Consider the following 14115-nt stretch of genomic DNA (forward strand, 5'->3'; position numbering starts at 1 on the left):
GACAGCCCCTCAACAACGACCAACCGGTGAAACCGAACAACCTCATCACCACTCGGATCCCAACGCGAACCAGACACAACCAACACCAACTTTCCAATCAGTGTTGCAACGATCCCTAGAACTTAGGACTGGCACTCACGCAGAGAAAACCCCGCGCCTCATGCGGACGCGGGGTGAGGCGGTTTGCTCGGCTTAGAGAGGGGCCACTTCGCCGTTGAGGTGTAGCTTCTCCGGCCTGGAAGAATTGCGCAGCTGGATGTCGTAGGAGCCATCAGCTTGCTTGGTGGTCCACAGCGCCACGGAGGCCGGGATGACTACCGGCTTCACAAACTCCACGGAATATCGCAGTGCCGGCGGTAGCTTGCCTTCCAGTGGTGCCAGCACGGATGCTGCGGACAGCATGCCATGCGCGATCACTGCCGGGAAACCGAACAGTTTGGCGCCGATGTTGGAGGTGTGAATCGGGTTGTGGTCGTTGGACGCCTTGACGTATGCGTTGACGTCGCTGCGGGTCCAACGGAAGCGAGCATTCGGCTTGAACTCCGGCAGCACAGCAGGCGGCAGAACCTTGCCGGAATCCTCCGCGCGGGTAGTCACGGACACATCCGCGGACTTGGAGAACTTCGCGCCCATACCCAGGAAGCTCGAGGTCTGTTTCCATACCGGTGCGGGTTCACCGTCGGGTGTGACCTCCGTAATTACGTCGACAAGCAGGCCGCGACGGTGCGGGCGAACATTCGTGGCGTACGCGCGCACGCTAAACGTCTCATCCACAGTCAGCGGGCGAGTCTGCTCGATGACGTTAGAAATATGCACCGCACCCATCGCCGGATACGGGAAGTCCGGGCGGGAGAGCAGCTCCATGGTCAGTGGGAAACCAAGCACGAAGAAGTAGGTTGGCGGCAGCTCATTGCTCAGGCGCAGGCCAGTTGCTTGCGTGTACTCAGCAAGATTTTGCTTATCCACGCGCACCCCGTCCACCTGAATCGCCGACGTTGGATCCTGCTTCGCCTCACGGCTACCACCGATACCAGGAAGCGCACCGAAGAAGACCTTTCGCGTAATGGCGGACAGATCCGGGATCTGCTTCAGCTTCTCAAACTCACGCTCGCCGGTGGCCTTGACTGGCTCTGCCTTCGGCGCTTCAGCCTTCGTGGCCTTGGCTGCCTTGGTTTCCTTGGCCTTGTCCTGCACGTCTTCGACAGCGTCCTCGACCTTATCCTCCACCTTGTCGGCGAGTTCTTCGATGGCATCCTTGGCGTCATCGAAGGCGTCTTCGACCTTGTCCTCGATCTTGTCGGCGATTTCTTCGGCCTTCTTCTTCAAATCTTCGGCTGTGTCCTTAGGGGATTTCTCACTCATCGTGCTTAAGCCCCCAGGAGGTTCTGGCCGCAGACGCGGACGGTGTTGCCATTGACGGCCACGGAGGATGGTGCTGAGAAGAACGCGACGGTCTCAGCGACGTCGACAGGCTGACCTCCCTGGTTGAGGGAGTTCAGGCGACGGCCAACCTCACGGGGACCGAAAGGCATAGCAGCGGTCATGTCGGTCTCGATGAAGCCCGGTGCAACAGCGTTGATGGAGCCGCCCAGGGCAGCGACCTTCTCAGCCAGTGCGTCGACGAAACCAACGACACCAGCCTTGGTGGTGGCGTAGTTGGTCTGGCCACGGTTACCGGCGATACCAGCCATGGAGGACACACCGATAATGGCCGGGGTATCAGCAAAAGCATCAGCGTCAAGCAGTGCCTCGGTGATGCGCACCGGTGCAACGAGGTTGATGTTCTGGACCATGTTCCAACGGCCCTCATCCATGTTGACCAGCAGCTTGTCGCGGGTGACACCAGCATTGTGGACGATGGTGTCAATCTTGCGGCCGTAACGGTCCTGGGCGTGTTGGATGATCTCTTCGGCAGCCTTCGGGTCGGTCACGTCGAGGGGAAGGGCAGTGCCCTTCACTTTGTTAGCGGTCTCCGCCAGACCTTCGCCTGCCTGCGGGATGTCCACGCAGATGACCTTTGCCCCATCACGCGCCAGGGTCTCAGCGATGGTTGCACCAATACCGCGAGCAGCACCGGTCACAACAGCGAGACGGCCTTCAAGCGGCTTATCCCAGCTCTTCGGCAGCTCAACATCCGCCGGGGTGATGCGGATGACCTGAGCATCAACGAAGGCGGACTTGCCGGACAGGAGGAAGCGCAGGGTGGACTCCACCTTGTCAATCTTGGAGCCGTCAATGGACGGGTCCACGTAGATCAGTTGGACGGTAGCGGACTTGCGCATTTCCTTCGCCAGGGAACGAGTGAAGCCTTCGAGGGAGCGGGCGGTGATGCGTGCATCCACATCGTCGATAAGCTCCGGCGTGGTGCCAATGACCACGATGCGAGCATTGTCCAGGACCTTCTTCAGCTGCGGGTGGAAGAAGGCGTAGAGCTCTTCCAACTCCTCCGGCTTGGACAGGGAGGTTGCATCAAAAATGATGCCAGCGCGCTTCGTGTCAGCTTCAGCCTTCAGGAGTTTGTATGGGCCTTCGAGGAGTGTGGTGAGCTGCTCCACCAGGCGACCATTGCCGCCAACCACGACGGGGCCGTGCAGGAGTGGCTCGCCCTGCTTGTAGCGACGCAGCGGGTAACCCTGCGGGACGCCGAGTTTGCCGGCGACAGGGGAGTTGATGAACTGTTCGAGGAGGCCTTTAGATGCCACTATTTTCTCCTTATATAGATAGGCATTCATGTCATCAGCGCGCACCGCTTTCAAAGCGGTAGCTCTGTGTCGGATACTATTATAAGATCACTAAGGTGACGAACCTTACAAAGGATTAACTTTGTAAAGTACAGTACATACGTCCTCAGATAATCGCGGTGACACATCCGGATTATCACAACCATTCATCGGAAGAGCAGGAAAAACAAGCATGAATGCACCCCGTAAAGTAGCCATCCTCGGTGGTAACCGTATTCCCTTTGCGCGTTCCAACAAGGAATACGCAAACGCTTCCAACCAGGACATGCTCACGTCAGCCCTCAACGGCCTCGTGGCACGTTACGGCCTTCAGGATGAGGAGCTGGGGCTCGTCGTCGGCGGCGCAGTGCTGAAGCACGCCCGTGATTTCAACCTTGTGCGTGAGTCCGTGATTGGTTCGGAACTATCTTCCACCACCCCGGCATTTGATCTGCAGCACGCCTGCGGCACCTCCCTGACCTCCGCTATTCAGGTGGCTGACGCGATTGCTCTTGGTCGCATCGAGTCCGGCATTGCCTGTGGCGCGGACACCACTTCGGACGCTCCACTGGCTATCAATGACCGCCTGCGCAAGACCCTGATCCGCCTGTCCAACGCGAAGTCTGCCAAGGACCAGATCAAGCTCGTCGGTTCCATCCGTCCGAACCAGCTTGCTCCGGAACAGCCGCAGAACGGTGAACCGCGCACCGGCCTGTCCATGGGTGAGCACGCAGCGATCACCGCGCGCGAGATGGAGATCACCCGTGAAGCGCAGGACGAACTCGCAGCGGCCTCCCACCAAAACCTGGCTAAGGCGTACGAGGAGGGCTTTTTTGATGATCTGATCACGCCGTACCTTGGCGTCAACCGCGACACCAACCTCCGCCCGGATTCCACGGTGGAAAAGCTTGCTGGCCTCAAGCCGGTGTTTGGCAAAAAGGATGCAGAACAGTACGGTGGCACCGCCACCATGACGGCTGGTAACTCCACCCCGCTGACGGACGGCGCAGCATCCGTGCTGCTCGCTTCCGAGGAGTGGGCGAAGGAGCACAACTTGCCGGTCAAGGCATACCTAGTTGATTCTGAACTGGCTGCAGTTGACTTCGTGTCCGGCAAGGACGGCCTGCTTATGGCCCCGACCTACGCTGTTCCGCGTCTGCTGGAGCGCAACGGCCTGACCTTGCAGGACTTTGACTACTACGAGATCCACGAGGCATTCGCATCCCAGGTTCTGGCAACGCTGAAGGCTTGGGAAGACGAGACCTACTGCCGCGAGCGCCTTGGTCTGGACAAGCCGCTGGGCTCCATCGACCGCTCCAAGCTCAACGTCAAGGGATCTTCCCTTGCAGCTGGCCACCCGTTCGCAGCAACCGGTGCCCGTATCCTCGCTTCCGCAGCGAAGATGCTGGAGGAAAACGGCGGTGGCCGCACGCTCGTGTCTGTCTGTGCTGCAGGTGGCCAGGGCGTCGTGGCGATCCTCGAGCGCTAAGCACCGATATACCTTCATTTCTGTCAATCCTCTCTTCGCAAAGGAATAAGAACCATGACATCTCCTGAAGAAAAAGGTGGACGTAAGGCCAAGCCGGAGTCCCGCTCCCCGCAGACTCTTCCGGAAACCCCAGACGCCGCCATCGCTGGAAAACTGAAGACGCTTCTCGACGGCCCTTGGGAACTCGTGAAAGACAACATCCGCGAGCAGCTCAACCGTGAGGAAGCTCTGCCGATGATTGAGGGCTCCATCGAGGAGATCCGCGCAGCACTGCTGGAGAAGGTCAAGATGGTGGCTACCTCCGGCATGATGCAGACTGCCTTCTCCAAGGCCAACGGCGGTTCCGGTGAGGCACACGTGGGCATCTTGGGCCTGGACCTGCTGGGTCAGTTCAACGGCTCCCTGGCTATTAAGTCCGGCGTGCAGTTCGGCCTGTGGGGCGGCGCTGTGGATGTCCTGGGTACTGAGCGCCACCGTGAGTACGCACAGGGTGCAATGGACCTGTCCAAGCTTGGCTCCTATGGCATGACCGAGCGTGGCCACGGCTCCAACGTTCAAGACCTGGAGACTACGGCGACCTACGACCCGGAGACCAAGGAGTTTGTTATCAACACTCCGACTCCGTCCGCCACCAAGGTCTACATCGGCAACACCGCGCGCGATGGCCGTTGGTCCGCTGTCTTTGCTCAGCTGCACACCCCGGGCGAGCAAGAGTCCCACGGCGTGCACTGCTTCGTGGTGCGTATCCGTGAAGATGACGGCTCCCCAGTCGAAGGTGTCACCATCGGCGACCACGGCCACAAGGGCGGCCTGCTCGGCGTTGACAACGGTACCCTGACCTTTGATAATGTCCGCATTCCACGCGAAGCACTGCTCAATCAGTTCGGCGATGTCGACGAGGAAGGTAACTACACCTCCCCGATCGAGTCCAAGAACCGCCGCTTCTTCACGATGCTGGGCACCCTGATCCGTGGACGTATCGCCGTGGGGGCTGCTGGTGCAGGCGCAACCAAGTCGGCACTGGCAATCGCTGTGAAATATGCACACCAGCGCCGCCAGTTTGACTACGGTGACACCGGCACCGAGGACAAACTTATTGACTACCGTGCGCACCGTCGTCGCCTGATCATTCCGCTGGCTCGCACCTACGCCCTTCAGGTCCTGCAAAACCAGCTGACACAGCGCTACGCGGACCAAACCTCCCGCCAGGCAACGGGTGAATGGTCTGTGACCAACCCGACTAAGCAGCAGGAACTGGCTTCCCGTGAAATGGAGACGTTGGCTGCAGGCTTCAAGGCAGTGGCAACCGAGCATGCAACCGACACCATCCAAGAGTGCCGTGAGGCATGCGGTGGTGCCGGCTTCATGTCGGAGAACCTCTTGACCACCTTCCGCGCTGACACAGATGTGTACAACACGTTCGAGGGTGATAACACCGTCTTGCTGCAGCTGGCAGGTAAGAACCTGCTTACCGCCTACACCAGCGAGATGGCTAATCCGTCGGCTATGGACATTGTGAAGTTCGCTGCCACCAACGTCACTGACATCGTCCGCAGCCGTGCTGGCCTGGGTTCCACCGTCCAGACCGTTGTGGACACCTTCTCTGGTGAGGAAGCATCGCTCTTTGACGCGGACTACCAGCTCAAGGTTGTCCAGCTCCGTGAGCAGCTAGTCATGCGCTCCCTGATCCGCCGTATTCAGGGCGCACGCAAGCTGTCCCGCGAAGAGGGCGCAAAGGTCATTGACAAGGCTCAGGATCACATGCTCAACGCCGCATGGGCCTACATTGAGAACCTCATGGTTCAGGCAATGATTGAAGCTGAGCGTTCCTTGCCGGTCGGCTCCGCCGAGCGCGCAGTGTTTGAGCAGGTGCGTCACCTGTTCGTGTTTGACACCATCATCCGCAACGCTGGCTGGTACCAGGAGCACAACGTTCTCTCCTCCGGCCGCGTCAAGGCTGCTCGCGCCGCGATCAATGACCTGGTCGACTCCCTCGGCCCATGGTCTGAGGTCCTTGTGGACGCGTTTGATATCCCGTCGGTCGTTCTGGATCGCCCGCTGTTCAAGGACGGCGGCACGGACGCCAGTCGCGACAACCCGGATGCGTGGAAGATTGGCTCCAACATCCCGGTGTCTAAGAAGTAAGGGACGCAGCTAGCGTCTAGCACGACGACAGCCCCCGCCCAAGAATCCGTTCTGGGTGGGGGCTGTCGTCGTGCATGGACCCAGGGAGTACAAAACCCGAACACTAGACCCCGAACTTCGGCCAGAAATCATCGAAGTTCGGGGTCTAGCTCAGAGGAGGGGAACAGGCCCCTTTACTTAGCGCCGATGCCCGGCAGGCCAAGCCCGACAGCGGGACGACCAGCGGACACGACCGGGGTGTCCTTGGATGGGCCGTACTTGTTCAGGAGGGTTTCTGCTTCCTGGTCGGTGGCACCCTGGGAGGTCTCAGCGAGGTGCTTGAGGTTCTTCGGCAGTTTACGGCCGTGGAACTTCATGGCCTCCACGTAGAGCTTGCCGGCGCGGTAGGAGGAGCGCACGAGTGGGCCGGACATGACGGCGGCGAAGCCCATGTCGTAGGCGGCATCGCGGTACTCGATGAACTCCTCCGGCTTCACCCAGCGCTCAATCGGGTGGAACTGCGGTCCGGGGCGCAGGTACTGGGTGATGGTGATGATGTCAGTGCCGGCATCCTGCATGTCCTCCAGCGCCTGCAGGACCTCCTCACGGGTTTCACCCATGCCGAGGATGAGGTTGGATTTAGTGATCAGACCGTAGTCACGCGCTGCACGAATGACCTCCAGTGAACGGTCGTAGCGGAAGGCAGGGCGGATGCGTTTAAAGATGCGCGGGACTGTCTCCAGATTGTGGGCGAACACCTCTGGCTCGGCTTCGAAGACCTGAGCCAGCAGGTCCGGCTTGCCGGAGAAGTCCGGAGTGAGGTTTTCCACGCCGGTGTGCGGGTTGAGCTCGTGGATCTTGCGCACCACCTCGGCGTACAACCAGGCGCCTTCATCTTCCAGGTCATCGCGGGTCACGCCGGTGATGGTGGAGTAGTTCAGCTGCATCTCGCGCACGGATTCCGCGACGCGCTGCGGTTCTTCCACGTCCAGCGGCTCCGGCTTCGCGGAGTTGATCTGGCAGAAGTCACAGCGGCGGGAGCAGTTGGCTCCACCGATAAGGAAGGTGGCCTCGCGGGATTCCCAGCACTCGTGGATATTGGGGCAGCCAGCTTCCTGGCACACGGTGTGCAGCGACGCGCCCTTGACTTTGCGGCGCATGTCCTCGTATTCAGGGCCAGTTTTCACCGCGTTACGGATCCAGCGCGGCTTGGATTCGATCGGGGTTTGCGCGTTGCGCTTTTCTACCCGGCGTAGCTTGCGTCCATCTTTTGCTGCAGTCACGCGGTCCACCTTATCCCTTGGCGTTGCCAGAAGCGATAGTGTGGTCCGCTACCTGCAGCTCTCCACTAAAAGCGCTGGCTAGCTTATCGACGACACCCGGTGCCACATCCTCCGGCGTCACTTCACGCCCGGTCTCCAGGCTGAGGGTGGTCACGTCTGCGTCATTAATGCCACAGGCCACGATGTGCCCGAAGTAGTCCAGGGTGTTGTTGCAGTTGATGGATAAGCCGTGCATGGTCACACCGCGGGTGATACGGATACCAATCTGGCCGATTTTGCGGTCGCGGCGGAACTCGTCGGCGGGGACCCAGACGCCCGAGCGACCGCTGATACGCCCGGCCTTGTCCACCCCGAACTCGCGAATGGTGGCGATCATGGCTTCTTCGATGCGACGGACGAAGTCAACGACATCGACTGGATCGGCGAGTTTGATGATCGGGTACACCACTAGCTGGCCCTCACCATGCCAGGTGATGCGCCCGCCACGGTCAACCTGGACCACAGGCAGCCCATTGTCCGGCATGTCTTCCGGTTGTGTGCGCTTTCCGGCGGTGTACGTGCTGGGGTGCTGGAGCACGAGCAGAGTGTCACCGATGGCGTCATCGGCGCGTTGAGCGGCGAGTTCGGCTTGGAGGTGCCACGTTTCCTCATAATCAACAAGCCCCAGTTCCCGCACGTCAAGTGGGGAATCTGAGGCTCGGATTGACCTATCGGCCGGAAAGAATGGTTCGCGGGGGGCTGTCATGCACTACATGGTAGCCCCCGCGGAAACTTACACGCCGTTAGCGGCAGCGTACTCATCCGCAGTCAAGAGCGGACCAGCGGACTCGACTTCAACCTCGAACAGCCAGCCTTCCCCGAACGGGTCGTTGTTGATGGCCTCGTAGTTGTCCTCAATCTCCTCGTTGACCGCGGTGACGGTACCGGTGACAGGGGAGTACAGGTCGGAGACGGACTTGGTGGACTCCACCTCACCACACGTCTCACCAGCCTCCACGGTGTCGCCGACGGCCGGTAGCTCAGCAAAGACAATCTCACCGAGACGCTCCGTAGCAACAGACGTGATGCCGATGCGCACGGTCTGGCCTACCACTGCATCAGCAGCAGCATTGATCCATTCGTGGTCCTCAGAGTAGGAGAATTCCTGGGGCAGATCAGACATAGTTACTTGTCCTTTCGGGAGTAGAAGGGGGTGTCGCTGATGGTGTAGGCATACCGCTTACCCCGGATGTCCACGTCCACCTTAGTGCCCACCTCGGCATGGTTGGGCGCAATGTGTGCCAAAGCTACTGGGTGGCCCAAAGTGGGGGAGGGCTGACCGGAGGTGACGGTGCCAATCTGCTCATCCGTCCCGGCGAGGAAGATCGCAGCGCCTTCACGGGCAGCACGGCGCTCCTCCGAGGTCAGACCAGCAATGACCACGGATGGCTCGCGACCAGTCAAAGCGGCCTTACCCACAAAGTCAGCTTCTTTCTTGGCAAAGGCACGGCTCATGCCAGCCTCCACCGGGGTGATGTCCACAGACAGCTCGTGGCCGTAGAGCGGCATGGAAGCTTCGAGGCGCAGGGAATCACGCGCTGCCAGGCCACAGGGCGTGCCGTGGTCTATGACGGAATCCCACACGGCCTGAGCGTCCTCGTTCTGGCAGAACAACTCAACGCCATCCTCACCGGTGTAGCCGGTGCGAGCAACGAAGACCTCCACAGCCTGACCCCCAGCGGCGTTCAGGTTCATCCAGGCGCCGGAGTAGTAGGCGAGGTCGGCCGGGGAGCCGTCGAGAAGCGGTTCGAGCACCTCGAGCGACCGCGGGCCTTGCACTGCGACGAGCGCGATGGCCTGCGAATCATTACGGATCTCCACATCGAAGTTACCCACACGCTCCTGGAACGCAGCCCACACCACATCCGAATTACCCGCATTGGGGACGACGAGGTAGTGGTCATCAGCGAATTTGTAGGTGATCAGATCGTCCAGGATGCCGCCATCCTCATTGACAAGCATGGAGTACTTCGCCTTCCCAACCTGAAGGTTAGACAGGGAAGAAATCAGCACATAGTCCAGGAAGGCACCGGCTTCAGGGCCCTTCACATCAATCTCACCCATATGAGACAGGTCAAAAATGCCAACGTCCCCGCGCACAGCGCGGTGCTCGTCGAGCTCCTTGCCGTACTTCAGCGGCATGGTCCAGCCACCGAAGTCCGTGAAGTGCGCACCCAGCTTCTCGTGGGTGGCATGCAAAGGTGTCTGCGGCATATCAGTTACTCCTTCTTGTAATTCGTGTTGGGCAGTGGTGTTTAGCCTTCGGACTGCTCGATGTCAAAGGCCTCTGGTGGTGGGCAGGCACACACGAGGTTGCGGTCGCCATAGGCCTCGTCGATACGGCGCACCGGCGGGAAATACTTCGTGGTCAGCAACGTATCCACCGGGTAGGCGGCCTTCTGGCGGCTGAACTCGTAGCCCCATTCACCGGCGATGAGGCTGCGTGCGGTGAACGGTGCATGGTGGACCACGGAGTTTTCGTAGGCAACCTTGCCGTCGATGATCTCCTGGATCTCCGCGCGGATAGAGCGCATTGCGGCGATGAAGCGATCCAGTTCGGCCAGATCCTCGGACTCAGTCGGCTCGATCATGAGGGTGCCGGCCACCGGGAATGCCAGTGTGGGGGCGTGGAAGCCGTAGTCCACCAGGCGCTTAGCCACATCAGCAGCAGTTACGCCGGATTGATCGGTGATCTCGCGCAGATCAATGATGCACTCGTGGCCCACCAGGCCAGCGTTTCCCGTGTAGAGGACCGGGAAGGAATCATTGAGCTCATGTGCAACGTAGTTGGCGTTGAGGATGGCGTTGCGGGTTGCTGAAGCCAAGCCATCTGCACCGGACATAGCAATGTAGGCCCAGGAAATCGGGAGCACACCGGCGGAACCGTAGGTGGTTGCCGCGATCGGCACACCAGCGCCCTGCGGTGCTTCATCGGCTGCGTTGCTGCCATCCACTGCCTGCGGGTCAGCGGGCAGGAACGGGGTCAAGTGCGCGCCCACACCAATCGGGCCAACGCCCGGGCCGCCACCGCCGTGCGGGATGGTGAAGGTCTTGTGCAAGTTCAGGTGGCTGCAGTCACCGCCGAAATCACCAGGACGGGCAAGACCGGTCAGGGCGTTCATGTTCGCGCCATCGATGTAGACCTGGCCGCCAACAGCGTGGACTTTGTCAGCCACTTCCTTCACCGTGTCCTCGTACACGCCGTGCGTAGATGGGTACGTGATCATGATGGCAGCAACGTGGTCACCGTACTGCTCGAGCTTCTTGTCCAGATCCTCCATGTCAATGGAGCCATCTGGGGCGGTCGCCACAACCACCACGCGCAGGTTTGCCAGCGTTGCAGATGCGGCGTTCGTGCCATGCGCAGAAGCCGGGATGAGGCAGATATCGCGCTCCGTATCACCATTAGCCACGTGGTAGCGGCGCATAGCCAGCAGACCAGCGAGCTCGCCCGTTGCGCCGGAATTCGGCTGCACAGACACTGCGTCGTAGCCGGTGATTTCCACGAGCCAGCCGGTCAGCTCGCTAATAAGCTCACGCCAGCCCTCCGTGTACTTGTCCGGCGTGAACGGGTGAACATTGGCAAAGCCCGGCCAGGTGATGGCTTCTAGACCTGCCGTTGGGTTGAGCTTCATCGTGCACGAACCCAGTGGGATCATCGTGCGATCCAGCGCCAGATCCTTGTCGCCGAGTGCGCGGATGTAGCGCATCATCATTGTCTCGGAGTGGTGGGTGTTGAACACCTCGTGCGTGAGCAGATCCGTGGTGCGCGCCAGCTCCTGTGGCAGGTGCGATTCAGCCTCAGAAGCCGGCGCATCCGTGATACCAAAGCCAGCGAGCAGCGCCACCAGGTCAGCCTCATCGGTGTCTTCACCGAAGCTCACGCCGACGGTATCCGCATCAATCGCGCGCACCAGGTAGCCGTTTTCAGCCAGCTCGTCCACGATCTGCTGAGCACGGCCAGGCACAGAGACAGCCACTGTGTCGAAGAATTTCTCGTGCTTCACATCAAGGCCGCCTGCGCTTATCGACGCCGCAAAGCGCCCAGCCCACTCATGCACCGTTTCCGCGATCTCCTTGAGTCCAGCGGGGCCGTGGTACACGGCGTACATGGAGGCTGTCACGGCGAGCAGCGCCTGGGCGGTACAAATATTGGATGTCGCCTTCTCTCGGCGAATGTGCTGCTCACGGGTCTGCAGTGAGAGGCGGTAGGCCGGGTAACCCTCCGCATCCACGGACACGCCCACCAGGCGGCCCGGCATCTGGCGCTTCAGCTTGTCTGTCACCGCCATGTATGCGGCGTGCGGGCCACCGTAGAACAACGGCACACCGAAACGCTGCGTAGTGCCCACAGCAATGTCCGCACCCATCGTGCCCGGTGCTTCCAGCAGAAGCAGTGCCAACGGATCAGCCACAACGGTAGCCAGACCACCACGGGAGTGAATCGCCTCGATCACCGGGCGCGGATCAGAAATATCGCCCTCCGTGCCCGGGTAGGCAATCACAACTCCAACAAAGTCTTCGCCTACGAGATTGGAATCCAAAGCGGTGACCTCAACTTCAAGGTCCAAAGCGCGGGCACGTTCCGCAGCAACATTGATCACCTGCGGGTGCAGGCGGGAATCCAGCAGGACACGGCGCCCTTTCTTTACCGCACGTGCCATGAGGCCAATGGCTTCAGCCACTGCGGAAGCCTCATCCAGCAGCGAAGCATTCGCCATCGGCAAACCAGTCAGGTCCTGCACCATCGTCTGGAAATTTAGCAATGCTTCCAGGCGGCCCTGGGAAATTTCCGGCTGGTACGGCGTGTAAGCCGTGTACCAACCAGCATCTTCCACCACACCGCGGCGAATCACTGGCGGAGTCACGGTGGAGGAATAACCCTGGCCATGGAAAGCACGCAACACCGTGTTCTTCGCAGCCAGCTCACGCAGGCGGTTCTGTGCTTCCTTCTCCGTCAGAGCCGACGGAAGGTTCAAAGACTGTTTGGCAAGAATCCCTGCTGGCATCGCTGCGTCGACAAGCTCCTGAATCGAGCCGTACCCAACGGTCTCGAGCATCTTTGCGCGTTCGCTATCAGTCGGACCGATATGGCGAGAGATGTAATCCACGCTGACTGCACTCCTTGCATTTAGTTAGTTGCGATCACTGAACAAGTGTAGAGATTCTCACCGACGAGCGTGCGGAGAATGTCCAAGGAGTACAGAACATAGAAAATGCCGGCTCCCAAGCGCAGGGAACCGGCACCTTATCTGGTGGTTTTAGAGGTCTAGATCGTCTTCGAAGTCGCCCACCTCGATGCGGTCCACGATGGTGGACACGAAGCGACCCGCATCCGCACCATCAACCAACTGGTGGTCGTAGGTGAACGGCAGGTAGCACATCTGGCGGATAGCAATCGAGTCGATGCCCTCCTCCGTCACAATCACTGGGCGCTTCTGAATAGCGGCGGTGCCCAGGATGCCGGCCTGCGGTGGGGTGAGGATCGGGGTATCCAGCAGGGCACCCTCAGAGCCAATATTGGACACCGTAAAGGTTGCGCCGGCCAGGTCAGACGGACGCAGCTTCTTGTTACGAGCACGCTCAGCCAGATCCGCAATGCCCTTGGCAATATCAGCCAGGGACATGTCCTGAACATTCTTCAGCACCGGAACCAGCAGGCCCTGCGGGGTATCCACAGCGATGCCAATGTTGACCGTGTCGTGGTAGGTGATCTCCTTGGTCTCCGCGTTGTAGGACGCGTTGACATTCGGGTGCTGCACCAGTGCCTCAGCCGTCGCCTTCACGAAGAAGTGCAGGTAGGTGATGTTCACGCCGTGCTTATCGACGAAGGCAGGCTTCACACTCTTCCGCAGCTCCGCCACGCGAGTAACGTCTGCCTCCTGAACATGGGTGAGCTGTGCAGTGGTCTGCAGCGACTCGACCATCTTCGTGGCCGTGATCTCACGGATACGGTTCACCTTCTGCGTGGTGCCAATGAGCTCAGCCTTAGCTGCATCCACGGACTTGGTGGACCAACGTGCACGCGGGCCGGACGGCTTCTGCTCAGCTGCACCAGGTGCAGCGGTAGCGCCACCCTCAGCAGCAGCGATGACATCCTGTTTACGGATGCGTCCGCCAACACCGGTGCCCTCGATGCTGTTCAGATCAACATCGTGCTTTTCGGCGAGCTTGCGCACTAGCGGGGTGACGTACGGAACCTTGCCGCCGTTGTCCACAGTCTTCGGTGCCTCAGTCTTTGGTGCCTCGGCAGGCTTCTCTTCCTGCTTCGGAGCTTCTTCCTTCGGTTCCGCTGCCTTCGGTTCCTCTGCCTTCGGTTCCTCTGCCTTCGGTTCTGCCTCGGCAGGCTTTTCGGTCTTGGGCTCGTCTGACTTCGGCTTTTCCTTGGCGGGTGCTGCGTTGGCGTCGCCGATGCGGGCGATGACTGCGCCGACTTCGATGGTGTCGTCCTCCTCGGCGA

10 protein-coding genes are annotated in these 14115 nt (G+C 60.2%); 2 read left to right on the forward strand and 8 right to left on the reverse strand.

What is annotated here, in order from left to right; translation table 11 throughout:
- Window positions 1-192: 192 nt before the first annotated feature.
- Both F4V54_RS08280 and F4V54_RS08285 read right to left on the reverse strand, forming a co-directional pair.
- A complete protein-coding gene (locus F4V54_RS08280; protein WP_150386833.1) occupies window positions 193-1362 on the reverse strand; it encodes a MaoC/PaaZ C-terminal domain-containing protein in 1170 nt (389 codons plus the stop codon).
- 5 nt (window positions 1363-1367) lie between these two features.
- On the reverse strand, window positions 1368-2702 hold the full coding sequence (locus F4V54_RS08285; protein WP_249041265.1) for a 3-oxoacyl-ACP reductase: 1335 nt from the start codon (window positions 2700-2702) through the stop codon (window positions 1368-1370).
- Window positions 2703-2913: 211 nt separating this feature from the next.
- Here F4V54_RS08285 and F4V54_RS08290 point away from each other — a divergent pair, with 211 nt between their 5' ends.
- Entirely contained in the window at window positions 2914-4209 is a 1296-nt protein-coding gene (locus F4V54_RS08290) for an acetyl-CoA C-acetyltransferase (RefSeq protein ID WP_150386834.1), read from the forward strand.
- A 54-nt stretch (window positions 4210-4263) separates the two neighbouring features.
- Window positions 4264-6354: an acyl-CoA dehydrogenase family protein gene (locus F4V54_RS08295; RefSeq protein WP_150386835.1), complete on the forward strand. Its 2091-nt coding sequence runs from the start codon at window positions 4264-4266 to the stop codon at window positions 6352-6354.
- 173 nt (window positions 6355-6527) lie between these two features.
- Here the strand turns inward: F4V54_RS08295 and lipA are convergent, their stop codons facing one another.
- The 6 genes from lipA to sucB form a co-directional block, all read right to left on the reverse strand.
- Window positions 6528-7616 (reverse strand): lipoyl synthase, encoded by a 1089-nt coding sequence (gene lipA, locus F4V54_RS08300; protein WP_150386836.1) that lies wholly within the window; start codon window positions 7614-7616, stop codon window positions 6528-6530.
- A 10-nt stretch (window positions 7617-7626) separates the two neighbouring features.
- Complete coding sequence (gene lipB, locus F4V54_RS08305; RefSeq protein WP_034661953.1) at window positions 7627-8361, reverse strand: lipoyl(octanoyl) transferase LipB; 735 nt, start codon at window positions 8359-8361, stop codon at window positions 7627-7629.
- Window positions 8362-8388: 27 nt separating this feature from the next.
- The gene (gene gcvH, locus F4V54_RS08310) at window positions 8389-8778 is read right to left on the reverse strand and encodes a glycine cleavage system protein GcvH (RefSeq protein WP_150386837.1); all 390 of its coding nucleotides are present in this window, start codon (window positions 8776-8778) and stop codon (window positions 8389-8391) included.
- Between the two features lie 2 nt (window positions 8779-8780).
- Entirely contained in the window at window positions 8781-9869 is a 1089-nt protein-coding gene (gcvT, locus tag F4V54_RS08315) for a glycine cleavage system aminomethyltransferase GcvT (protein WP_102723906.1), read from the reverse strand.
- A gap of 41 nt (window positions 9870-9910) precedes the next feature.
- Window positions 9911-12766, reverse strand: a complete 2856-nt coding sequence (gene gcvP, locus F4V54_RS08320; RefSeq protein WP_150386838.1) for an aminomethyl-transferring glycine dehydrogenase — start codon at window positions 12764-12766, stop codon at window positions 9911-9913.
- Between the two features lie 150 nt (window positions 12767-12916).
- Window positions 12917-14115: 2-oxoglutarate dehydrogenase, E2 component, dihydrolipoamide succinyltransferase (gene sucB, locus F4V54_RS08325; protein WP_150386839.1), on the reverse strand; the 1199-nt coding region annotated here is incomplete at its 5' end.

Source organism: Corynebacterium tuscaniense (assembly GCF_008693065.1).
GTDB lineage: Bacteria > Actinomycetota > Actinomycetes > Mycobacteriales > Mycobacteriaceae > Corynebacterium > Corynebacterium tuscaniense.